A 22,496-nucleotide genomic window follows, 5' to 3' on the forward strand; every position below is an offset into this window, starting at 1 on the left:
GTATTATTTACTGATTACTTAAAAAGCTATAATAATATGAGTAATACCAAAAGTAATAATTAATATGCAAAGATATTTAGATCCCACTAATGATAGTGTATTTAAAAAAATCTTTCGTGATTTAAAGAGGTTCAAGGAATTTATCAATGCAGTTCTTGAACCACCTGAGGGGCTTAGAATTAAAGCAATAGAATTTATATCTGTAGAGCAAGTACCTATGCTCGATAAAGGGAACAAAAAGCATATTTGATTTAAAGGTTAAAGATGAAGCCAGTCGCTGGTATATAATCGAGATGCAAAAAAGAAATGAAAGCGATTACTTAAAAAGAGTGCAATATTATTCTGCTCATTCTTACGTACAGCAACTTACACAAGGAATAAAGCATAAAGATTTATTACCGGTAATAGTTATTTCACTTATTAAGACTAAAATGTTTGATGATGAAGTACCTGTATAAGTCTTCATAAAATGCTTGAAACTAAAACAAATAAGCAATATTTATTTGATTTTTCCTATGTATTTATAGAGCTTAAAAAATTTGATAAAGATAAGCTTGAAACTACTATAGATGAGTGGCTACATTTATTTAAGTGTGTAGAAACAGAAAACAGCCTACCTGCAAATATAAAGAGCGAGCTAAGTATTAGATGTATACAATATAATAGAAATGCATAACCTCACTGCCAAAGAATATGATGCCTATATAAGAGCGAAATTAATGGAAGATGCCGAGGAAATAGCTTTAGCAGCAAGGTGTGAAAAGGGAAAGCTGAAAGAAGCATAGAAATAGCAAAGAACTTGTTACTTAAAGATATAGATGTCAATATAATAGCAGATTCAACAGGGCTAACTATAGAAGAAATAGAAGAACTAAAAGCAAAAATAGAAAATTTTGAAACTAGTTGATTAAAATTATTTGCTCTTTAACTCTGCTAATTCTTTCTTGAGTTTTATTACTAAAGTTTGTAATTTTTCAAATTCTTCGCGAGTGACGTAATTACCTTTAAGTATTTTATCCTCAATTATGCCACAGCTTTTATCCGTTATACTATTTAAGGCTTTTTGTGCTACGCTGCTAGCTCCAACGGCTACTTTTAAAATATTATTTGTTTTCATAGTACCTCTATCGATAAAGCATGCAAGCCGCTATTAAATTCATCGGCAAGTAAGTTATTAATAGTGCGATGATTGGCAATTAGGCTTTTTCCCTGTAATGTTTCTGCAGAAATTCTTATTTTTATATGGCTGTGAATTCCGTTATAATGACTAGCATGTTTATAGCTTTCATCTATTATTTCTTGAAAATGTGGTTTTAACACACTTAATTTTTCTTGTATCCTTTCTATGCGGCTCATATTTTTATTTTATTTACAGTAAAAATATCCTAATATTCTTAAGTATATAATTTTATGATACACATGGCAATGTCGGAATTAATAACGGATTATAAAGATTTACAAGATGCGATAGATAAATTGGAAAAAGGCGTATGTTTTGCTTGTAGATTAGTTAATTATTATGAAATAGAATTTATAGAGCAGGGTAAGCATTTTATAATTGAAGATTTAGATCAAATCATTGAAGATGTAAGCAAAGAACTTAAGATTTTTTCAAAGTTTAAGAAAATAAAGAAAGATAGAATATTATTTATCCTAAATACTACTGATTCTGACTTAATTAAAAATTTTGCTAGAAAATTATATTTATTTTTGCAGCTTTATATTAATGAACAGAAGCCGGCAATTTATATGAATTGTTATATTGCTAGTATTAAATTTCCAAAAGTAAGTAATAATGCTAAAGAAATTGAAAAAACGTTAAATATGTTACTTTCACAAAATAATAATTATTATTACCGTGAATATAGCAGTACAGAACATGATTTGGAAAATATAAGAAAATCTAATCTTCAGCTTAACTTACTACGACAAGCCTTAGCAAAAAAGACTATGCGATTTGCTTATCAGCCTATAATAGATCGTAATACTATGAAGATTCATTATTATGAATGTCTGCTTCGTATACCTGACGAGAACGGTGTTTATATTTCCGTAGGTCCTATAATCCCTATTGCTGAAAATAAAGGATTAATTTTTATAATTGATCAAATTGTTTTAGAAATGACTGTTAATGAACTTGCCCGCAACCCAAACTTAATGTTAGCCGTTAATATTTCAAATATAGGAACAGGCGATGAAGCTTTATGGGAAATAGCAGAAAACTTATTAAAAGCTCATAATGTTCGGGATCGTTTAATTATTGAAATTACGGAAACTTCTTTCAATGAGAATTACGATAAAATAACTTTATTTATTAATAAACTACGTAAGTACGGATGTAAATTTGCATTAGACGATTTTGGTGCGGGTTTTACTTCTTTTAAACAACTTCAAAGCTTACCAATTGATATTATCAAAATTGACGGTAAATATGTGCGTAGTATTACAAGTGATGTACAAAGTAGGTATTTCGTAGAAAGATTAATTAAAATTTCAGAAGATTTAGGTATTAAAACAGTAGCTGAATTCGTAGAAAACGGAGAAATAGCCAAATTTTTAATTGATCTAAAAGTCGGTGGGCTACAAGGAAACTTCTATTCCGAAGCAAAATTTGATAGGGTGGATGAGGTTTAATGATTGTCATACTGAACCGGTTTTGTTGTATGGCTCTTGAAAAAGACTCCGATGTTATGCCGTGACTTGACCACGGTATCCATAAAAATAACTTTTGATATCAATGATTTTAATATTTTAAACTGGATACCGCGATCAAGTCGCGGTATGACACAGTGAGTGCTTGACAATGTTACTTAAAACCTATATGCAGAACTCAATTTTAAATGATTAAACTTAGATGCTGTTACTTGAATTAAAAAAAACTAATCAAACCTTAGAAACTATACATTTTATAGGTATCGGTGGCGTTGGCATGAGCGGTATTGCCGAGATATTACATAATCTAGGTTATAAAGTACAAGGTTCCGATTTAGTGGAAAATTATAATACTAAAAGGCTTGAGTCATACGGCATTAAAATATTTTTAGGACACGCCGAGCAGAACATTACCAATGTGTCGTATGTTGTTATTTCATCGGCAATTAATCCAAAGAATCCTGAAATAAAAGAAGCTTTGGAGCGTAAAATTCCAATTATTAGACGTGCGGACATGCTTGCTGAACTTATGAGATTAAAATGTTCAGTAGCAGTTTCGGGATCGCACGGTAAAACCACTACTACTTCTTTAGTTGCTTGTTTATTTGAGGCAGCCGGTTTATGTCCTACGGTTATTAACGGTGGGATCATAAATAATAAATCGACTAATGCATATCTTGGTTCAAGTAATTATTTAATTGCGGAGGCTGATGAATCGGATGCAACGTTTATTCATATTCCATCAACTATTGCGATAATAACTAACATTGATCCTGAACATTTAGATTATTATAAAGATTTTGAAACATTAATTGGTGCTTTTAGAAGCTTTATTACTAATTTGCCATTTTACGGTTTTGCCGTTTGTTGTATCGATCATAAAATAGTTCGTAAGTTAGTAGACGATATTACTGAAAGGAAGATTGTTACTTATGGCATCGATTCGGAAGATGCTCATATTATAGCATTTAATATTAACACTGATATTGCCTCCTCTACTTTTGACGTAAAAATTAGTCTACCAAATGTACTAGGTACAACGATTATTGAAAAAATTACTATTCCAACGCCCGGAAGACATAATATTTTAAATAGTCTTGCTGCAATTGCCGTTGGGATCGAATTAGATTTCGGTATTAAAGCTATTAAAAACGGTTTTAATAATTTTAAAGGAGTGAAGAGGAGATTTACTAAAGTAGCTGAATATAATAAGGCTTCAATTATCGATGATTACGCTCATCACCCTGAGGAAATCAAAGCAACGCTTGCGACGGCTAAAAATATAGCAAATAAACAAAACGGTAAAGTTATTGCTATTTTTCAGCCTCACAGATATTCAAGAATGCAGTATCTATTTGATGATTTTATGCTTTGCTTTGCTGATGCCGATATACTCTATATTACCGATATATATGCTGCAGGTGAAAACCCTATAGAAGGAATTACAGGACAAAGTTTAGTTGATAAGATTACTAAGAATAAACATCACGATAAAGCAAATTTTCTAGCAGAGCTAGATGATGCGGTTGGAGTTATTATAGATAATGCAGCTTCCGGTGATATGATAATTATGATGGGAGCAGGTAATATTTCAAGTTTTGCTAATGAATTAGATAGGAGATTGTTATCCCGTGGCTTCAGCTGTCATACCGTGGTTTGACCGGTCTTATTGCATGACATCTGTTCGTATAGCATAGGGTCAAGCGAACTAGGGGACAAAAGAGTGAAGATAACAGTAAAGCGAATAGCAGGACTAAATATGTTAATTTTACCGATAGTAAAAGGTGAGTATAAAAAAGATTATAATTTAAAACACTTAACATGGTTTAAAGTAGGCGGTAATGCTGAAATTTTCTTTAAACCTTTAGATAGAGAAGATTTAAAAAGTTTCTTAATACAAAATAAGCAAAAATTACCTATAAAGACTTTTGGAGCAGGCTCAAATATTATTATAAGAGACGGCGGCATAGAAGGGGTCGTTATAAAACTTGGTCAGAATTTTAGCAATATTGAGTTTATAGATAATCATTTAATAGTAGGTAGCAGCTGCCTTAATTATAATTTAGCAAAATTTTGTCAAGCAAATGCTATTTCCGGTTTTGAGTTTTTAGTAGGTATTCCAGGGACTATCGGCGGCGGTGTTGCTATGAATGCCGGTGCTTATGGTTCTGAATTTAAAGATATTATAGTGCAGATTGAAGCGATTGACTTTGCGGGAAACTTTTTAACATTCACAAATGAAGAAATCGGTTTTAAATATCGCAGTAATAATTTACCAAAGAATTTAATTATTCTCAAAGCTGTTTTTAAAATAAATAAAGGCGATAGTGAAAATATATTATTACGGATGAATGAAATAAATAACGCAAGATCATCTACACAGCCTATTAAAGAGCGTACGGGTGGTAGTACTTTTGCAAATCCTGAAGGGCGTAAATCTTGGGAACTTATTGACAAAGCGGGACTTAGAGGCTATAGAATAGGCGGTGCTTCGATGTCAGAACTTCATTGTAATTTTATGATAAATAACGGTGATGCTACCGCTAAGGATTTAGAAGATTTAGGTGATTTCGTCCGGCAGAAAGTATTTGAAGATAGCGGGGTTAAGTTAGAGTGGGAGATTAAGAGAATCGGACGTCATCCCTAATTAACAATGGCGTTGTTGCAGTTAGTTTTATGTTTATTTTATAATATGTAACTTCTATAGCAATATTGAAGTTATTTTTCTGGATCCCCGCCTACGCGGGGATGACATCGAGTAAGTTTTTCGAGCTATGCAACAAGGCCGCTTTTAGTTAGGAATTACAATGGATTTAATAAGAAAGGAAAAAACATGCATAAATATCAAACACATTGGGTGGAACACTCTATAGTCAAAATATTAAGTAGTACCGGTAAAAAGTATATAGCATTAATGGCGGGCGGTATGTCTGCTGAGCGTGAAGTATCGTTAGTGTCAAGCGAAGGAGTTAGTAAAGCTTTAATTGAATTAGGATATAGAGTTACCTTTATTGATATGGGAGCGGATATTACAGTTAGATTACAAGAAATAAAACCTGATATCGTTTTTAATTGTCTGCACGGTACATACGGTGAAGACGGTTGTTTACCAGGATTACTTAATATAATGCGGATTCCTTATACTCATAGCGGCATGTTATCTTCAGCTTTAGCATTCAATAAAATACATTCTAGGAGCTGGTTTTTAACGAATAATATTAATATGGCAGAAAGCATTGTTGTAAATAAAAGCGATAATATAAAAAATGATCCTATGAAACGACCGTACGTTATTAAGCCTCTTACGCAAGGCTCAAGTATTGGTGTTGAGGTGATATTTGCAGAAGATGATTTTAACTTTGCCGATTATGATTTTCCTTACGGTGATCAGGTAATAATAGAACAATATATAAAAGGGCGAGAATTGCAAGTAGCGGTATTAAACGGCAAAGCTCTTGGAGTTTTAGAGATTAAATTACTAAAGAATCGTTTCTATGATTATGAAACTAAATATACCGAAGGATTTGCTGATCATCTTTGTCCTGCTCCGCTACCTGCTAATTTATATGAGAAATTACTTATAGAATCAGAAAAAATTTATAAAACAATGAATTGTAAAGGTCCTGCTAGAGCAGAGTTTATTTTAGAAGAGCAGACAAACAAGTTATATGTTTTGGAGCTAAATACTCACCCAGGTATGACACCTTTATCAATAGTGCCGGAAATTGCAGCTTATGCAGGGATAAATTTTACTAACTTAATTGAAGAAATTATAAAGACGGCAAGCTTTGAATCATGAGAAAACAAACAAGCTCTAATAAAAAAAAACAAACAAAAAAAACTAATAATATCTCATTACGCCGAAAATTAGGACTAATTTACAAAAAAGCAATATTAGGGCTTAAGATTGCTTTAATTATCTTTGTATGTCTATTTGTTTTTACAAAATATTTTGCCGGCATAAAAACCTACTTAACAACAAATATATACCAAACAACAACAAAACTTGGGTTTAAACTTGAGAATGTTATCATTGAAGGACAGCAAAATGTCGATGAGCCTACAATATTAAATGTTTTAAATGCGAATAAGGGCAGTCCTATTTTTGCTCTTAAATTAGACGAAATTAGAAATAATTTAAAGAAAAATAAATGGATCAAGGAAGTATATGTTAGTAGAAGATTACCAAATACGGTATATATAAAATTATTTGAAAGAGAACCTATTGCTATTTGGCAAATTAATAATCAGCTTTTCTTAGTCGATGAAGAAGGTTACGAAATTAGTAAAAATATTCAACCTTTTCCTCATTTATTACATGTTGTAGGGGAAGGGGCGAATATCTATGCAGGCACATTAGTATTAGAGCTGCAGAAATATCCGGCATTAATGAATAAAACTTCAGCTGCTGTAAGACTCGGAGATAGAAGGTGGGATTTAAATCTTAAAGGTAATATAAGTATTAAGTTGCCTGAAAAAGAGTTTGAAGAAGCATTAAAATATGTCGATGCACTAAATAAAGCTAACAAGCTATTTAACCAAAATTATAAGGCTTTGGATTTAAGGGATAAGAATAAGTATTATATAGAGAAGTACTGAGAATCGTCATTGCGAAGAGAAAAGTAGTTTCGACATGGCACTCTTGTCTAAGCATCCTGAGATTGCTTCGTCGTATTACTTTGTAATTCTTCGCGCAATGACGTTTTTGGAATAACAAGCATAAAAAAATGAAAGAGAAAATATCAAATTTTGTTACACTTGATTTCGGTAGTAGTAAGATTGCCGTAATTGCTGCCTATATTAGTAAAAAAGGTGAAATTAAAGTAGCTAGCCAAAATTTGCATCATTCTAAAGGTATTAAATCAGGGGTTATATCAGATTTAAAAAATGCTGAAACTAGCATTGTTTCGGCAATTTACGCACTTGAAAAAGATTGCGGTAAAAATATAAAAAAAATTATATTATCGTTATCAGGTGCCGACACTAAATCTTATTATATTAATTATACCATTAAAGTTAACGGGCAAACCGTAACGCAGCAGGATATTAAAAAGTTACTACAGAAAGCATTACTTGAATTTAAAGTTAAAAACCAAGAAATTATTCATTATTTTCCTCTTGAATTTACCCTTGATAATAATTCAGTCGAGAATCCTATAGGTATGTACGGTAGAGAACTTAGTTGTGAATTACATATTATTGCTGCTAGTTCAAATATGTTATCAAATATTGTACAATGCTTCGCTAAATGTCATGTTGAAGTCACAAATATTACTCTAGCAATTTATGCTTCTGCTATTAGCTGTCTTACGAATGATGAAAAAAATCTAGGTTCGCTTATCATCGACATGGGGGATAAAACTACCTCTTTCGGCATTTTTTTTGCCGGTAAATTAATATATACGGGACATGTAAATATAGGTAGTTTTCATATTAGCTCGGATATTGCTAAAGTCTTTGGTATTGATCTTGTTACGGCAGAGAAATTAAAAATTTTATACGGTAATGCAATGATATCTTTATTTGAGAAAGATAGTATTATAAATATGGAGGATTTTCAGGTTGATACTCATCATACTTTAAATACTTCCGTAACAATTTATAAATTAGCTGAGGTAATAAGAGCAAGAGCCGAAGAAATATTATCAATGGTAAAAGCCGAATATGATAAAGCAACAAAAGGGCAGGTTGAAGTTTTTAGAGTTGTAATTACCGGCGGCGGGTCTCAGCTTAGAGGACTTAAAGAGCTTTCAAATAAAATTTTTGAAAAACAGAGTAGAATCGGTAAACCGGAGATTATTGCCGGTTTTATAGAAGACTATAATCCGGCCATGTATTCAGCAACTATAGGAATGCTAAAAATTCATGCTCTAAAACAGCAAAAAGAATTTGCTCATATTAGACTTGATGCAAATAGTAGCTTCTTTAAAAAAGCTTTTGATTGGTTTAAAGAGAATATTTAGAGAGGCTGCCCGCCGTTGGACCGGAAAATGCATTTAGTGTCATTCCCGCTTTCGTGGGAATGACATAAAATGATCCACGCAACAATACCTACTTGCAATGAGGACTTGTATTTACGCGGGCAATGTCATTTAGAAATATTTTGCTAAGAATTATTATTAGGTTTTTCTCTAGAACAAATTAGTACATTTCCTTTAACTTCGATAATAAAAAGTCGGTCGCCTGTTTTTGCATCGATTTCATTTGGAACAAGGTAAGCATTCATAATAGCACCGGACCATCTTACTTGTCCTATAGTATCAGAAGAAACTGTAGAACTATAAACCTCTACCGTTTTGCCTATCATATCCGAGTAATTTTTTGTTTTATCAGTTTTATTATAAACATATTTTTTAAGAGGATAATATAATATGCAAAACCAAATAAGCGATAATATACCAAAAAATGTTATTTGATTTGTTAAGCTAACTAGAGGGTAGTTATATACCACAAGAGTGTTTGATAACGCTCCAAGCCCAAAGAATAAGAATCCAATACTTGGAACTGCAAAGAATTCAACAACTATGCAAATTATGCCGATTATTAACCATATTTCGGTGAGATAATTATTTATCATGAACATAAGTTTTTAAAAATAATATTACGTCAGCTATGTCTTGTGGTTTTGAGATACCGGCAAAGGACATTTTAGTTCCTAGTGCATAGCTACTTGGTTTATGTAAGAAAACAAATAAACTATCATCATCCCATACGCCGCCAAGTTTTGATAGAGCAGGGGAATATTTATAGTCTGCTATGCTTGCTTTTGGTCTGCCTGCTACATCCCAAAGATGCGGTCCTAGTTTATTTGGACCGTCTTTATCAAGAGAATGACACATTAAACATTTCTTGGCTATTTCACGACCGTTATCGGCGTTAGCAGTCTTCATTAATTCTGGTATATTTACCGGTGCTTGCTCTAGTGCGGTAGTATTTTGATTTTCTGATGATTCTTGAACCGCAACGCTGTAGCCGCGATGTTGTAACTCTAGAGTGGGCTTGTATAATATATTTGCAACAAATCCAACCATCATAGCAATTAAACTAGCAAATAAGATGGCTGCAACAATTTTATTTAATTCTTTTCCAGACATTTATTTTGTTTTTTTATTAGAATTTATACTATAATTTAAGTTGTAAGAGAAGTTAATTAAATAAAAGAAAAATTTATAAAAATATTTGTTCTTTGGAGAGAAAAATAAATGTCTGATTCAAAAAAATCAAGGGTTAGAAAAATATTTAATAAGTCCAAATCTTATTGGACTAGTTTTAGACAAAGTAAAATCGGTAAAATATTATTTAGCAATAGTTTAAGTTATGCAGTTTCCATAGCTTCTATAGCAATTGCAGTTTCTGGACTTTTTACTCCTATATCACCGATAATTATAGTTGTAGGTGTTGTTTCAGGAGTTAGCGTAGGAATTCAAGCTGTAAATGAGACTTTGAAAGTGCATGATTTGCGTAAACTTCATAAAGAGAATAATTTATTAGTACATAACAGAAATGCTAAAAGTCAGCAAGATTATATATTATCATTAGAACCGAGCTTAAAAGATATTTTGAAAAATGAATTATATACGCCGCAAACGGCAGGTAAGGATGCTACTCAAGATAAGTATGAGTTAAATGTAAATAAATTGAAAAGTACAGGACGAATATTTGGAAATAATTTAGGTGGAGCCGCAAATTTGGCCGCCTCTATTATTAAAGGTGCTAGCGGTAATGTGCTTGATATATTAAAAGCTACGGGTTACGGTGTAATTACAACCGCATCATTAATTATCGACGGTCTTACTGAAAAGGAAAAAATAGAAATAAAAGCAATATTTAAATTAAATATAAATGAAGAATATAAAAAACAAGATACTCCTATATATGAAAATTTAGAACAATTAGAGAATTATACTAAGAATCAAGTATTGCAAACATTAGCTTTAAAAAAATTAATAACGGATAAGAATTATTGGAGTATGAATAAAGACCAAAAAATACAAAAATTTCGAGAAATAAGAGGCAGTTTTAATTCTGAAATAAAAAGAAACGGTTTAGAAGAATTTTTTAGAGAAAATAAAATAACAATGGATAATAGAAAAGAGAGCTATGTTAAAGATATTAAAAATGTAATAAATCCATTTTATGAAAATCCTAGTAAAGCCGAAGGATATAGTCCTTTAACTAAAGCTATGGATAAAGATAAAGTTAATAATGCTGAAATCAAAAGGACAAAAAGTGAAAATTTAAAAAGGATGCAAAAAAGAAAGCGAAGTTTAACAATATGAAATGATTATTATAACTCACTGCTAGTTACAAATTTGTAAGAGGTAGTATCGCTAAATATTCTATGCAATAGTTCATTATTAAGAGCATGGCTGCTTTTGTAGCCTTTAATTGCACTTACAATGCTAGTGCCGCTGGTATATAAATCACCGAATAAATCTAATAGTTTATGGCGAACAAATTCATCTTCATAACGTAAGCCGTTTGGGTTTAAGATTTTATCCTGCTCATCTATTCCTATAGCATTCTCAAATGAGGCACCTTGGGCAAGTCCTTTGCTTTTCAAATAATCAACATCTCTTATAAAGCCAAAAGTTCTAGCATCCGCAATATTTTTAGTAAAAGATTCTTGATTCCTAAAACTTAGATTTTGTCTACCTATAGCTTTACTACTAAAATCAATGGTTAAATCTACAGTCATGTGATCGGAAGGAGTACAATATAATTCACAATTTTTATGAACTACTTTTATATCTTTTAAAATTTTTAGATATTTTTTAGGAGCATTTTGTAATTTTTTTCCTGCACACTCAATCATAAACACAAAAGGTTTACTACTGCCGTCCATAATTGGTACTTCAGGACCGTCAATTTTAATAAGTGCATTATCAATGCTGCATCCCCAAAGTGCTGCCATTAAATGTTCAATTGTTGAAATTTGAACTTTATGATCATTACTGATAGTGGTAGATAACAAGGTATCGGAAACATTGAAATAGCTAGCTTCAATATAATTATTTTCAGAAGATATATCGGTTCTAATGAATATAATTCCGGTATTTTCTTTAGCGGGTTCTATAGTTAACTGGGTACGTTTTCCTGAGTGAACCCCGATCCCGTAACAACTAACCGGTTTTAATAATGTACTTTGCTGCATTTTAGACATTGTAAAAATATATTTAAACATTAATATTTAATACCAAATTATACAAGTTATATTATGTTACAGAATATTACACATATACTCGATGCACTTCAAAAATTGGCTGCGTCATCCTACAAGAGTTGTGATACTCACGTATTAAGTATACGCGCCGCTCCTCACCTTGTGGATTCCTTGCTCTTTTTGAAGTTGATCTTCGTCTATGTTAGTATAAGATTTCTTGCATAACTTGTTAATAAGGAGAAATTTGAAGGAGACACGGAACGCAGAACCGCAGCGTACACGCAAGTAACGTGAGGATTCGAGTACCAGATCGACGTACAAATTACCCTTAGAAGTATGCAAGAAGTCTTATTAAAATCTATATAATGTATACTTAATAAAATACCAAAAATGATAAGCTACAAAACTACCGACTACGGCAAAAACGGAAAATAAGAAATCACTGCCGTTAATAGTGCCGTAAGGTACATGAGATGATAAAGCTCCGGCATATATACCGATGCTGCACATTGAAAAATACGAAAATAAAGCTGTTCTAAGTTCGTAATCCCTAAATTTATCAATTAGTATTAAAATATTGCAAATATAAATGGATCCTAAACAACTACCGATTAGTATTATATATAATATATTAAGGTTTTTATTAGTTCCATGAAGCGGTAGTAAAATAAAGCAGACGAGCAGAATTATAGTTAGTGATAAATTAGCCAAATATTTATTTACTTTGCTTAATATATAGCATATAGGAATTATAGAAAAACATATTGCTAGAAAAATATATTTTAGTATAAGTCTTAAATTAATTAATGCTAATTCTTTCTTTAATGCAAAAGCTTCATAATACCATAATATATCCAAGGTGACATAAGCAACTACGAAGCCTGTCAATAATTGTAATTCGACATTTTTTATTAAGGATGAAAATTTGGAATTTAAATTTAATTTATGAGATGTAGGATTATAATGCAGAAATTCGGTTAGTATATTGATACAATATAACAATGCACAAATTACTATAGTATTATTTGTCGGTTTTATAAATGGATTTAATAAATCTACCATTAAGTTTCCACCCGCCCATAACAACATTATACAAGCTAAAAAAAAATATTTCTTTTCTTTGCTACTTTCAATAATGTCTAATGTTATAGAAGTGAAATATGAAAATGTTCCAAAATTAATTACAATAAAATTAATTTTAATTAGAGTATAATTATTTAATAAAATTAGGTTTATTGTACAAATAATTAATAAAGATAAGCTAATTAAAATAATTTTTTGATTACTTAACTTATTAATTAACTGTGTTAAGGCAAAGCCTGCGATTATCGAACCTATAAATTTAGTTTGACTTATATGATTTATTTGTTCTCCGCCTAGATTTTTATTTATCAGTAAAAAGATTTTAAAATTATAAAAATTTATAGCATTGATACAGGAAAAAATAAATATTCCCAAAAGTGAGAAAAAAATAGTTTTGTAATCGTTTTTTAAAGTCATAAATTAAGTGTTTGCTAAACATAAATACATGGTATATAACTCATAATTATAATGATTAAGATTATTATCTTAAAAATTAAAGAGATTCGTAATTCCATGATTTAAGTATATATGGATAGTTATTAGATTATCAGCTTTTAATCAAGTATGGTAGCCTTATTTATAATTTGTATATAATTATTGTTGAATTTTAAAAAAATTAATGGATTAAATAATATGAAAATATTTTAATGTAAGAAAAATAATAATATATTTTTTAGTATTTTAAAGAGGTATTATTTGAAGTTTATCTAGAATTTCATTTTTGCTCTTTACTCATAGATAAATTATTTATTTAAATAAATTAATACAAGATAAACAATGATTTTTCTTAAGATACAAGCATTATATTAATTATTTGTTCTTCAAGTTAGTGAGAAGATAAATGAATAAAAAGATTATAATTGATGCTAATTTTCCAAGTGAAACAAGAGTAGTTTTATTAGGACAAAGCAACAATATAGAAGATATTGAATTTCAAACAACCGTAAGACAACAAAATAAAGGTAACATTTATTTAGCAAAAGTTACAAGAATAGAACCGTCGCTACAAGCTGTTTTTATAGAGTACGGAATGGATAAAAGCGGTTTTTTACCGTTTAGTGAAATCCATCCTAACTATTACAATTTGCCTACCTTGGAGAGAAATTTTCCGGTTAATGCTTTTCCTGAAATAGCTCTTGCAAATATTACGGTTGAGGATGATAAAGAGAAACCGGCTGCTATATATGATTCTTTGGTTGATAGTGAAGAAATTGACCTAAAAACCATAGAAGATTTAGTAGAGAGTAAATTCCAGTCAGAACTTAATTTAGAAGCGGCTGATGATATTGAAATTATTCAAAGCGGTACCCCTGAGTCAAATATTCCGCAATATAAACAATATAAAGTTCAAGAAGTAATAAGAAAAAACCAAATATTATTAGCGCAGGTTACTAAGGAAGAACGAGGCAATAAGTGTGCCGCTTTTACTACTTATATATCCTTGGCTGGTAAATATTGTGTTTTAATGCCTAATAAAGGTTCGCAAAACGGTATATCGCGTAAAATATCCAACGGGGAAGAAAGGAAAAGACTGAAAGATATTTTAAATAAAATAGTAAGCGGTGACAAAAATGCTTATAGCGTCATTGTTAGAACCGCAGGTAGAGGAAGTAGCACCTTAGATTTAAAGAAAGACTATAATTATTTAGCAAGGTTATGGAATAAAATTCGTAAAAGTACTATTAAATTTCCGGCTCCATGTTTTATTCATGAGGAAGATAGTATAATACGTAAAACCATACGTGATATGTGCGATCACAATGTTAAAGAGGTGGTAATTCAAGGACAAGAGGGTTATGAAGATGCTTCAAAATTTATGCAGGATTTATTACCTTCAGAGCTTGCGAAGCTGAAAGAGCATAAAAGTAAAACTCCTATATTTACTAAGTTTCAAGTAGAAGAGCAATTAGTTAAATTATATCAGCCTGTAGTGACGTTACCTTCAGGAGGATATATCGTTATTAATCCTACGGAAGCTCTTATTTCAATTGATGTAAATTCCGGTAAATCAACTTCTGAACAAAATATTGAAGAAACGGCACTAAAAACTAATTTAGAAGCAGCCAAAGAAGTAGCAAAGCAAGTAAAGCTTAGAGATCTATCAGGTTTGATAGTGGTTGATTTTATAGACATGAGCGAAGCTAAGAATCGTAAAATTATTGAACGATCCTTTAAAGAGTTTTTAAGTCGTGATCGTGCTCGTATACAAACCGGTAATATTAGTCAGTTTGGACTACTTGAATTCTCAAGGCAGAGATTACGTTCTTCTTTCTTAGAAACTAATTCGGCAATTTGTTCTCATTGTAACGGTAAAGGAGTCATTAGAGCGAGTGACGCTAATGCTATGTTAATTTTACGTACTATAGAGAATGAAATTTTTGAAGAAAGAATTGATGTAATAAATGTTTTTACCAATATCGTTTCAGTGATTTATCTACTTAATAATAAACGTGCTGAGATAAAATTTATTGAAGAAAAATATAATATAAAGCTTAATTTTTATTCCGATCCTAATGCTACATCAGATAGTTATTCGATTGAAAAAGTGAAGCTGTTGAAGAAAAATAACAATAATGTTAATTCTGTTAAGCCGGTAATTCAGAATCATAGTGCCGATTATACTGAAGAAGAGCTGAAAAAAGAACAGTTACGCAAAAATAAACATAAATGGAAAACAGATAATAATAGTAATAATATTGCTAATGAAGTAAAAGATAAGAGTTTAGAGGCAAAAGAATCGGTAGAGCAAACCGTAAGCGTTGTGGAAGAGGTGAAAGTTGTAGAAAGTAATGCTGTCTTAGAAGAAGCACAAGCTGCTCCAAAAAAGACAAAACGTAGATATCGTAATAAAACATCAAATAAGAAACGTCCTTCTAATACCGTCGAAGATATGGAAAAGAATGCAGAGTTTTGATTTGAGGGCTATAATATGTCATTCCTGCGAAAGCAGGAATCCAGTAATCCTTAATGTCACCCCGTGGCTTGACCACGGGGTCCATAAAAATAATAAAAATACTAATATTATTAGTATTTTTAGCTGGATCCCGCGATCAAGTCGCGGGATGATAAATGATACATCTATCCACGCAACAAGGCCTACGCGGGGATGACATAGCAATGCTGTAATGACGCGATAAAAAACATAGACTTAAAATAAAAGTGCAGAAAAGTTTAATTACAAAATGGTTGTGTATAAGTTGTATAATGATCATAGCGACGATTGTTATAGGGGGGATAACAAGGCTTACCGGTTCTGGTTTATCTATAGTTGAGTGGCGTCCGGTCACCGGTATTTTGCCGCCTTTTAGTTTTGAAAGCTGGCAAGTGGAATTTGCTAAATATAAAGCTTTTCCTGAATATAACTCCGTTAATTACGGAATTACTTTATCACAGTTTAAGTTTATTTATTTGTTAGAGTTTATACATCGATTACTCGGTAGAATTACAGCTTTAATATATATTGTACCTTTAATATATTTTTATTTTAAAGATGTTATAAAAAATCGTGACATGCTACCTTATATAATTGCTTTGTGGTTATTTTGCGTACAAGGCTTTATGGGGTGGTATATGGTTAAAAGCGGCTTGTTGAATAGTCCGTATGTTAGTCATTTTCGACTTGCTTTTCATTTACTTATCGCCGTAATTATTTATCACATACTTTTTTATCAACTAATAAAAAATCGTTGTGATCTTTTGTTAATCCCGTCACAAACAGATTTAAAATTACCATTAATATTTTCCGGTATTGCTATTACTGTAGTATATGCGCAAATTTTTTTAGGTGCTTTAGTTGCAGGGCTTGATGCAGGGCTGATATATAATAGTTTTCCGCTAATGGATGATAGCTTTATCCCGATGGAGATAAAAGATAATTTCTTTGATCTTAAAAATTGGTATGATCCGGTTTTTATACAATTCATACATCGTTTAGGCGGCTATAGCGTATTTTTGGTTGTTGTAGTTTTGATAATCTGCTTGTTAAAAATAGAACATTCGAAATTAAATAAGATAGCGTATTTTCTAATGATTGCATTATTGATGCAGGTATCTACCGGAATAATTACTCTTTTATGCTCTGTACCTATAATAATTGCCTCTATACATCAGCTTTTTGCTGTAATCCTTTTATCTATAATAATTTGGTGCTGTTTTTTAATAAAAAGTTCCTAATTTATTAAAAATATGATCATCGATGTCAATACTCCTATTTCTTCTAGATTAGATAAATATTTAAAACGTCTATATCCCTTATTGACTCAAGGAGTAATAGAGAAAGCATTACGTCAAAAACAAATTACCGTTAATTCTCAGAAAACAGAAGCGAGTTTAAGAGTAAAGGGCGGCGATAAAATTTTTATTAACGATAAGTTTAATTTACCTGTTAAGCAACCTGAAAAATTAGTTTTTACCGACGCTGAAATTAAGCTAGCGAAGAAAATTACTACCGATTATTTGATATATGCAGATGATAATTTAATAGCTATAAATAAACTTGCAGGTCTTGCTACTCAAGGCGGCAGTAAAATAAATTTATCTATTGACTCTGCATTAAAATATTTGAATTATAAAGGTGCTGATTTTAAGCTAGTACATAGATTAGATAAAGAAACAAGTGGTTTGCTCTTAATAGCCAAAAATTATTTAAGTAGTGTAAAACTTCATGATGCTTTTAAAGAAAAATTGGTTGTAAAAACATATTTTGCTGTAACCTATGGGAAGCCAATTAAAAATGTAGGCGAAGTTAGAAGTAATATAGACAAGAGTAAAGGAAGTACACCTAAAATTACTGATATTGATAGTGAAAATGGTAAACTTGCCATTACTTATTATAAAGTACTTAAATCACTTGATAATAACTTATTTTTAATTGAATTTACGCCAGTTACAGGTAGAATGCATCAATTAAGGTTGCATGCTAGATTATTAGGTTGTCCGATACTTGGAGATGATAAATATGGTAATAAAGAAATAATGCCGTATAGTAAATATATGTTCTTGCATGCTAATAATATATGTTTATCTGAAAAAATTTTTGGTAAAGAGATTAAGTTAGAAGCAAAATTACCGTTTTATTTTACTAGACGTCTTACATAACTTGCTTCTAAAGGTAATTTGTACGTCGATCCGGTACTCAAATCCTCATGTCAAATGTACGCTGTGGTTCTGCATTCCGTGTCTCCTTCAAATTTCTCTTTATTAGCTACGTTATGTAAGACGTCTATTGATAAGTTTGTGGAGTGTTGAAGTTATGATTCGTAGATATTTTTTATTGTTGCTTTTTTTTATTAATAATTGTATTGATTGTTTTGCAGATATACAGCAAAGAATCAATGAAGCAGAAAAAGAATATATAAGTAATAGATTTTTAAATGCCGTTTTTATGTTTGCCGATGATTATAAACCTTTATTAACCGGTGCTAAAGGAATTTTTGCTTTAAACGGTGAGCAATTAAAAGCAAATGAAATGATGCCTATTGTTTCTGCTACAAAGCCTTTTACAGCAGCGGGAATCTTAAAATTACAAGAACAGGCATTATTAAATATTAACGATAAAATTTATAAATATCTTGATCCGGAAATGTGGGGTAGAAAAGTGCCGGATTGGGCATATAAAATATCTATCCATAATTTATTAACGCATAGTAGCGGTATTGCTGAATATTTTAGTTTTGTTAAACTTGATTTAAATATGCCTAAGAAAGAGATTTACAAGAAAATATTACAATTTGTTTCTTCTAAGCCTTTAGAAATATCTATAGGGAAAAAATTTAAATATAGTAATACTAATTTTGTTATACTCGGTATGATTATAGAAAAGGTGGCTAAAAAAGATTTAGCTAACTTTTTTTATGATGAATTTTTTAAACCGCTTAATATGAAATCTACTAGTTTTGCTTCATATAGTGAAGCCGCTAGAATCCAAAAAAACGTTATTAGTTCTAATTATCCGGTAAGATATTTTTTAACGCCTAATAATAGTAATAAACCTATATTTACTCCTGTAACTGCTGATTTTTTAGCAGTTCCTTGTGCTGACGGTGGTATAATATCAACACCGGTTGATCTTATTAGATGGTATAGGGCATTAAATGAGGAGAAAATTCTTTCTAAGAAGTCGTATAAACTTATGACTACTAAATATTTTTTAGCAAAAAATATAGAAGGGCGTAAGTCTTATATGGGTTACGGTATTTTTCTTACTGATCTTGATTCTAAGCGTTTAATGATTCATTATACGGGAAAAGCCCTTGGAATACAAAGTGAAGCAGGATATGTTTTGCCTGATAATCTTTATTTTGCTATACTCAGTAATACTATGATGAAAATTCCTGAAGAAGAAAAAGATAAAATTGACATGAAAAATCCTTTAAATCAACTTGGAATAATTTATTTTAGAGATGCAATAATAGGGGCAGCTATAAAAAATTAAATAGACTTGTTGTATAACCTATCTTATAAAGAGGAATTTGAAAGAAACACGGAACGCAGCACCGCAGCGTACACTTAGTACGTGAGGATGCGAGTACCGGATTGACATACAAATTACCTTTAGAAGGAGGTTATACAACAAGTCTAATGAAGATAGTTACTTGGAATATTAATTCATTGCGTCTACGGATCGATTTATTAAGAAAATTAGCATATGAACATCAGCCGGATATTATTTTACTTCAAGAAACAAAGGTAGCTGACTCATTATTTCCTCTTGAAGTTATTAAAAATATAGGCTATGAACATGTAATATATTCAGGGCAGAAATCATATAACGGTGTTGCTATTATTTCAAAATTTCCTTTGAATAATGTTTTTTCATTGGAGTTATATAATAGTGATAAAAGGCATATAGCAGCTATAGTTAATGATATAGAAATACATAATTTTTATGTTCCTGCCGGTGGTGATATACCTGATATCGAGGTAAATACAAAATTTAAGCATAAGCTCGAATATGTAAGGTTAATGCAGGAATGGTTAACGACTAACCGTACTAAAAACGATAAAATGATTATTGTCGGGGACTTGAACATTGCTCCGCATGAACATGATGTATGGTCTAGTAAGCAGTTGCGAAATGTTATCAGCCATACCGATATTGAACGCTCGTTATTGGTAGAGCTACAAAATACGTTAGGTTTTATTGATAGTAGCAGACATTTCGTATCGCTTGACACAAAATTTTATACTTGGTGGAGTTATAGAAATATAGATTGGAAAAAATCTAACAGAGGTAGAAGGCTTGATCATATTTGGGTTAGCGATAATTTAAAAGATGCATTATTTTCTATGCATTTACTACCAGAAGCACGTGATTGGCCTCCACCTTCGGATCATGTACCATATTTTGTGACTTTTAATTTACAGATGTCACCCCGTGGCTTGACCACGGGGTGACAATAGTCTTAAGGAGTAATTAGTGGATATTAAGTTAGGAAAATATAAGCCGACAAAGGAAGAATATATAAAAAGCTTTAAAAATATGCTCCTACTGCGTCGTTTTGAAGAAAAATGCGGTCAGTTATACGGAATGGGAGAAATCGGTGGTTTTTGTCATTTATATATAGGGCAAGAAGCAGTAATTTCTGCAGTAGATATGGTTAAACAAAAAGGTGATAGCACTATTACTAGTTATCGTGACCATGCTCATATTATTTTAGCAGGAACTGAGCCTAAGTATGTTCTTGCCGAGCTTATGGGGCGTGTTACAGGTTGCTCGAAAGGTAAGGGTGGCTCGATGCATTTATTTGATGTACCAAACAAATTTTACGGTGGACACGGTATAGTAGGGGCTCAAGTACCGATAGGCACAGGGCTTGCGTTTGCTGAAAAATATAACGATACGCATAATATCTGTTTTACTTTTTTAGGTGACGGTGCCGTTAATCAAGGTCAGGTATATGAAGCTTTTAATATGGCTGCTTTATGGGGTTTGCCGGTAGTTTATATTATTGAAAATAACGAATATTCGATGGGGACGTCTGTAGCACGTTCTACCTTTATGCGTGATTTATATAAGAAAGGGGCATCGTTTGGGATTAAAGGATTTCAGCTAGACGGTATGGATTTTGAAGAAATGTATGACGGCTCTAAGCAAGCAGCCGAGTATGTTAGAGAAAATAGCTTTCCGCTGATATTAGAGGTAAAAACTTATCGTTATCGTGGGCATTCGATGTCCGACCCGGCAAAATATCGCAGTAAAGAAGAAGTTGAGCAATATAAAGAGCGTGATCCGTTGGTAATAATAAGAAAAACGATACTCGACAATAAATATGTAACCGAAGCGGATTTAAAAGAAATAGAACAGTCGGTAAAAGAAATTGTGAAAGAAGCAGTAGAATTCTCAGAAAATTCACTGCTACCTGATGAAGGGGAGTTGTATACACAGGTGTACTGTTAAGGCGTCATTGCGAGAAAAAACTGTAAGTTTTGACGAAGCAATCTCAGGAATTTGTTATTATTTCATGAGATTGCCACGCAGCCTACGGTTGCTTGCAATGATGTTCACGCAGGCAAGCCTCCTTGCAATGACGTTTAATTTAATCAAATAAAAAAGAAAAATGCAAATAACGGTACGTGAAGCGTTGCGTGATGCAATGCAAGAAGAGATGATAAGAGACGACAAGGTTTTCGTCATAGGCGAGGAAGTTGCAGAATATCAAGGAGCTTACAAGGTAACTCAAGGATTACTAGAGCGATTTGGTCCTAAGAGGGTAATTGATACACCGATAACGGAATATGGTTTTGCAGGGCTTGCAGTCGGAGCAGCTTTTGCAGGACTTCGCCCGATCGTGGAGTTTATGACCTTTAACTTTGCTATGCAAGCATTCGATCACATAGTTAATTCAGCTGCAAAAACGCATTACATGTCAGGCGGGCAGGTCAAATGTCCGATAGTATTTAGAGGACCAAACGGAGCAGCAAGTAGAGTAGCTGCACAACATAGCCAAAATTATACAGCTTGCTATTCCCACATTCCGGGATTAAAAGTAGTAGCTCCTTATAGTGCAGAAGATCATAAAGGACTGATGCTTACAGCTATTAGGGACGATAATCCCGTTGTTTTTTTAGAAAATGAAATTTTATACGGTCATAGTTTTGATGTACCGGAAACAATCGAGCCTATACCCTTTGGTCAGGCAAAAATTTTAAGAGAGGGTAGTAGTGTCACTATAGTCACTTTCTCGATTCAAGTAAAACTTGCCTTAGATGCTGTAAATGTTTTGCAGAATGATAATATTGATTGCGAGGTTATTGATCTTCGCACTATTAAACCGCTTGATACTGAGATAATAATAGAATCAGTGAAAAAAACTAATCGTTTAGTTGTGGTGGAAGAAGGGTGGTTTTTTGCAGGTGTTGGTGCAAGTATAGCTTCTATTGTTATGAAAGAAGCATTTGATTATTTAGATGCTCCGATAGAGATTGTAAGCGGCAAGGCTCTTCCCCTGCCTTATGCTGTTAATTTAGAAACACTAGCTCTGCCGAGTGAGGGTGATGTAATAGAAGCCGTTAAAAAGGTTTGTTATTATAGTATTTAATGTATTAGCTTAGTTTTTTTATCATTGCGAGCAACTGAAAGGAGCGTGGCAATCTCATA

Annotated in this window: 23 protein-coding genes and 2 pseudogenes; 18 read left to right on the forward strand and 7 right to left on the reverse strand. The window is 31.8% G+C overall.

Going from position 1 to position 22,496, the window contains the following annotated elements:
- Nucleotides 1-64 precede the first annotated feature (64 nt).
- From MCC_RS02250 to MCC_RS09380, 3 genes are read left to right on the forward strand one after another with little or no spacing between them, the layout of a single operon-like run.
- Nucleotides 65-250: a hypothetical protein gene (locus MCC_RS02250; RefSeq protein WP_014408349.1), complete on the forward strand. Its 186-nt coding sequence runs from the start codon at nt 65-67 to the stop codon at nt 248-250.
- Between the two features lie 37 nt (nt 251-287).
- Entirely contained in the window at nt 288-458 is a 171-nt protein-coding gene (locus MCC_RS09375; RefSeq protein ID WP_231288764.1) for an Rpn family recombination-promoting nuclease/putative transposase, read from the forward strand.
- Between the two features lie 11 nt (nt 459-469).
- Nucleotides 470-676 carry a hypothetical protein gene (locus tag MCC_RS09380; RefSeq protein WP_041405402.1) on the forward strand — a complete coding sequence of 69 codons (207 nt, stop codon included), beginning with the start codon at nt 470-472 and terminating at the stop codon, nt 674-676.
- 237 nt (nt 677-913) lie between these two features.
- Here the strand turns inward: MCC_RS09380 and MCC_RS02265 are convergent, their stop codons facing one another.
- Together MCC_RS02265 and MCC_RS02270 are read right to left on the reverse strand one after the other, a co-directional pair.
- Nucleotides 914-1,117 carry a hypothetical protein gene (locus MCC_RS02265; protein ID WP_004996338.1) on the reverse strand — a complete coding sequence of 68 codons (204 nt, stop codon included), beginning with the start codon at nt 1,115-1,117 and terminating at the stop codon, nt 914-916.
- Nucleotides 1,114-1,356, reverse strand: coding sequence for a BolA family protein (locus MCC_RS02270; RefSeq protein ID WP_014391976.1), 243 nt, complete (start codon nt 1,354-1,356; stop codon nt 1,114-1,116). Before MCC_RS02270 ends, MCC_RS02265 begins: the two co-directional genes overlap by 4 nt.
- 54 nt (nt 1,357-1,410) lie before the next feature.
- On the opposite strand from MCC_RS02270, the gene MCC_RS02275 reads away from it, so the two are divergent.
- The 6 genes from MCC_RS02275 (at nt 1,411) to ftsA (ending at nt 8,615) form a co-directional block, all read left to right on the forward strand.
- Nucleotides 1,411-2,634 carry an EAL domain-containing protein gene (locus MCC_RS02275; RefSeq protein ID WP_014408352.1) on the forward strand — a complete coding sequence of 408 codons (1,224 nt, stop codon included), beginning with the start codon at nt 1,411-1,413 and terminating at the stop codon, nt 2,632-2,634.
- Between the two features lie 220 nt (nt 2,635-2,854).
- The gene (murC, locus tag MCC_RS02280; protein WP_014408353.1) at nt 2,855-4,312 is read left to right on the forward strand and encodes a UDP-N-acetylmuramate--L-alanine ligase; all 1,458 of its coding nucleotides are present in this window, start codon (nt 2,855-2,857) and stop codon (nt 4,310-4,312) included.
- 99 nt (nt 4,313-4,411) lie between these two features.
- Nucleotides 4,412-5,299, forward strand: coding sequence for a UDP-N-acetylmuramate dehydrogenase (gene murB, locus MCC_RS02285; protein ID WP_014408354.1), 888 nt, complete (start codon nt 4,412-4,414; stop codon nt 5,297-5,299).
- A gap of 186 nt (nt 5,300-5,485) precedes the next feature.
- Nucleotides 5,486-6,451, forward strand: a complete 966-nt coding sequence (locus MCC_RS02290) for a D-alanine--D-alanine ligase (protein ID WP_014408355.1) — start codon at nt 5,486-5,488, stop codon at nt 6,449-6,451.
- Nucleotides 6,448-7,251 carry a cell division protein FtsQ/DivIB gene (locus MCC_RS02295; RefSeq protein ID WP_014408356.1) on the forward strand — a complete coding sequence of 268 codons (804 nt, stop codon included), beginning with the start codon at nt 6,448-6,450 and terminating at the stop codon, nt 7,249-7,251. Before MCC_RS02290 ends, MCC_RS02295 begins: the two co-directional genes overlap by 4 nt.
- Before the next feature lie 128 nt (nt 7,252-7,379).
- On the forward strand, nt 7,380-8,615 hold the full coding sequence (gene ftsA, locus MCC_RS02300) for a cell division protein FtsA (protein ID WP_014408357.1): 1,236 nt from the start codon (nt 7,380-7,382) through the stop codon (nt 8,613-8,615).
- Between the two features lie 143 nt (nt 8,616-8,758).
- On the opposite strand, the gene MCC_RS02305 is transcribed toward ftsA, so the two are convergent.
- Together MCC_RS02305 and MCC_RS02310 are read right to left on the reverse strand one after the other, a co-directional pair.
- Complete coding sequence (locus tag MCC_RS02305; RefSeq protein WP_012152576.1) at nt 8,759-9,235, reverse strand: NfeD family protein; 477 nt, start codon at nt 9,233-9,235, stop codon at nt 8,759-8,761.
- Nucleotides 9,219-9,746 carry a c-type cytochrome gene (locus MCC_RS02310; protein ID WP_012152577.1) on the reverse strand — a complete coding sequence of 176 codons (528 nt, stop codon included), beginning with the start codon at nt 9,744-9,746 and terminating at the stop codon, nt 9,219-9,221. Before MCC_RS02310 ends, MCC_RS02305 begins: the two co-directional genes overlap by 17 nt.
- A gap of 108 nt (nt 9,747-9,854) precedes the next feature.
- On the opposite strand from MCC_RS02310, the gene MCC_RS02315 reads away from it, so the two are divergent.
- Nucleotides 9,855-10,931 (forward strand): hypothetical protein, encoded by a 1,077-nt coding sequence (locus tag MCC_RS02315; protein WP_014408358.1) that lies wholly within the window; start codon nt 9,855-9,857, stop codon nt 10,929-10,931.
- 8 nt (nt 10,932-10,939) lie between these two features.
- Here the strand turns inward: MCC_RS02315 and lpxC are convergent, their stop codons facing one another.
- A complete protein-coding gene (gene lpxC / locus MCC_RS02320; RefSeq protein WP_014408359.1) occupies nt 10,940-11,806 on the reverse strand; it encodes a UDP-3-O-acyl-N-acetylglucosamine deacetylase in 867 nt (288 codons plus the stop codon).
- Between the two features lie 360 nt (nt 11,807-12,166).
- Entirely contained in the window at nt 12,167-13,315 is a 1,149-nt protein-coding gene (locus MCC_RS02325) for a hypothetical protein (protein WP_014408360.1), read from the reverse strand.
- Nucleotides 13,316-13,739: 424 nt separating this feature from the next.
- On the opposite strand from MCC_RS02325, the gene MCC_RS02330 reads away from it, so the two are divergent.
- The 3 genes from MCC_RS02330 to MCC_RS02340 all read left to right on the forward strand — a co-directional run bounded on the left by MCC_RS02330 (nt 13,740) and on the right by MCC_RS02340 (nt 17,995).
- Nucleotides 13,740-15,812 carry an Rne/Rng family ribonuclease gene (locus tag MCC_RS02330; RefSeq protein WP_014408361.1) on the forward strand — a complete coding sequence of 691 codons (2,073 nt, stop codon included), beginning with the start codon at nt 13,740-13,742 and terminating at the stop codon, nt 15,810-15,812.
- Between the two features lie 245 nt (nt 15,813-16,057).
- Complete coding sequence (locus tag MCC_RS02335) at nt 16,058-17,071, forward strand: COX15/CtaA family protein (RefSeq protein WP_014408362.1); 1,014 nt, start codon at nt 16,058-16,060, stop codon at nt 17,069-17,071.
- Between the two features lie 12 nt (nt 17,072-17,083).
- Complete coding sequence (locus MCC_RS02340) at nt 17,084-17,995, forward strand: RluA family pseudouridine synthase (protein ID WP_014408363.1); 912 nt, start codon at nt 17,084-17,086, stop codon at nt 17,993-17,995.
- Here the strand turns inward: MCC_RS02340 and MCC_RS09385 are convergent.
- Nucleotides 17,977-18,123, reverse strand: a pseudogene (locus MCC_RS09385) (palindromic element RPE1 domain-containing protein); the annotation flags it as partial. The gene MCC_RS02340 and the pseudogene MCC_RS09385 overlap by 19 nt on opposite strands.
- A 26-nt stretch (nt 18,124-18,149) precedes the next feature.
- Between MCC_RS09385 and MCC_RS02345 the strand changes: the two are divergent.
- The 5 genes and pseudogenes from MCC_RS02345 (at nt 18,150) to MCC_RS02360 (ending at nt 22,437) form a co-directional block, all read left to right on the forward strand.
- Entirely contained in the window at nt 18,150-19,331 is a 1,182-nt protein-coding gene (locus MCC_RS02345; RefSeq protein WP_014408364.1) for a serine hydrolase domain-containing protein, read from the forward strand.
- A pseudogene (locus MCC_RS11610) lies at nt 19,332-19,465 on the forward strand (palindromic element RPE1 domain-containing protein); the annotation flags it as partial.
- Nucleotides 19,466-19,477: 12 nt separating this feature from the next.
- Entirely contained in the window at nt 19,478-20,293 is an 816-nt protein-coding gene (gene xth, locus MCC_RS02350; RefSeq protein ID WP_014408365.1) for an exodeoxyribonuclease III, read from the forward strand.
- 22 nt (nt 20,294-20,315) lie between these two features.
- Nucleotides 20,316-21,296, forward strand: a complete 981-nt coding sequence (gene pdhA / locus MCC_RS02355; RefSeq protein ID WP_014408366.1) for a pyruvate dehydrogenase (acetyl-transferring) E1 component subunit alpha — start codon at nt 20,316-20,318, stop codon at nt 21,294-21,296.
- Nucleotides 21,297-21,456: 160 nt separating this feature from the next.
- A complete protein-coding gene (locus MCC_RS02360; RefSeq protein ID WP_014408367.1) occupies nt 21,457-22,437 on the forward strand; it encodes a pyruvate dehydrogenase complex E1 component subunit beta in 981 nt (326 codons plus the stop codon).
- Nucleotides 22,438-22,496 lie beyond the last annotated feature (59 nt).

The organism is Rickettsia rhipicephali str. 3-7-female6-CWPP (assembly GCF_000284075.1).
GTDB classification, from domain to species: domain Bacteria; phylum Pseudomonadota; class Alphaproteobacteria; order Rickettsiales; family Rickettsiaceae; genus Rickettsia; species Rickettsia rickettsii.

Coding starts and splice junctions, on each gene's coding strand:
- MCC_RS02250 (WP_014408349.1), top strand. CDS start 65: ATGCAAAGATATTTAGATCCCACTAATGATAGTGTATTTAAAAAAATC.
- MCC_RS09380 (WP_041405402.1), top strand. CDS start 470: ATGCTTGAAACTAAAACAAATAAGCAATATTTATTTGATTTTTCCTAT.
- MCC_RS02265 (WP_004996338.1), bottom strand. CDS start 1,117: ATGAAAACAAATAATATTTTAAAAGTAGCCGTTGGAGCTAGCAGCGTA.
- MCC_RS02270 (WP_014391976.1), bottom strand. CDS start 1,356: ATGAGCCGCATAGAAAGGATACAAGAAAAATTAAGTGTGTTAAAACCA.
- MCC_RS02275 (WP_014408352.1), top strand. CDS start 1,411: ATGATACACATGGCAATGTCGGAATTAATAACGGATTATAAAGATTTA.
- murC (WP_014408353.1), top strand. CDS start 2,855: ATGCTGTTACTTGAATTAAAAAAAACTAATCAAACCTTAGAAACTATA.
- murB (WP_014408354.1), top strand. CDS start 4,412: ATGTTAATTTTACCGATAGTAAAAGGTGAGTATAAAAAAGATTATAAT.
- MCC_RS02290 (WP_014408355.1), top strand. CDS start 5,486: ATGCATAAATATCAAACACATTGGGTGGAACACTCTATAGTCAAAATA.
- MCC_RS02295 (WP_014408356.1), top strand. CDS start 6,448: ATGAGAAAACAAACAAGCTCTAATAAAAAAAAACAAACAAAAAAAACT.
- ftsA (WP_014408357.1), top strand. CDS start 7,380: ATGAAAGAGAAAATATCAAATTTTGTTACACTTGATTTCGGTAGTAGT.
- MCC_RS02305 (WP_012152576.1), bottom strand. CDS start 9,235: ATGTTCATGATAAATAATTATCTCACCGAAATATGGTTAATAATCGGC.
- MCC_RS02310 (WP_012152577.1), bottom strand. CDS start 9,746: ATGTCTGGAAAAGAATTAAATAAAATTGTTGCAGCCATCTTATTTGCT.
- MCC_RS02315 (WP_014408358.1), top strand. CDS start 9,855: ATGTCTGATTCAAAAAAATCAAGGGTTAGAAAAATATTTAATAAGTCC.
- lpxC (WP_014408359.1), bottom strand. CDS start 11,806: ATGCAGCAAAGTACATTATTAAAACCGGTTAGTTGTTACGGGATCGGG.
- MCC_RS02325 (WP_014408360.1), bottom strand. CDS start 13,315: ATGACTTTAAAAAACGATTACAAAACTATTTTTTTCTCACTTTTGGGA.
- MCC_RS02330 (WP_014408361.1), top strand. CDS start 13,740: ATGAATAAAAAGATTATAATTGATGCTAATTTTCCAAGTGAAACAAGA.
- MCC_RS02340 (WP_014408363.1), top strand. CDS start 17,084: ATGATCATCGATGTCAATACTCCTATTTCTTCTAGATTAGATAAATAT.
- MCC_RS02345 (WP_014408364.1), top strand. CDS start 18,150: ATGATTCGTAGATATTTTTTATTGTTGCTTTTTTTTATTAATAATTGT.
- xth (WP_014408365.1), top strand. CDS start 19,478: ATGAAGATAGTTACTTGGAATATTAATTCATTGCGTCTACGGATCGAT.
- MCC_RS02360 (WP_014408367.1), top strand. CDS start 21,457: ATGCAAATAACGGTACGTGAAGCGTTGCGTGATGCAATGCAAGAAGAG.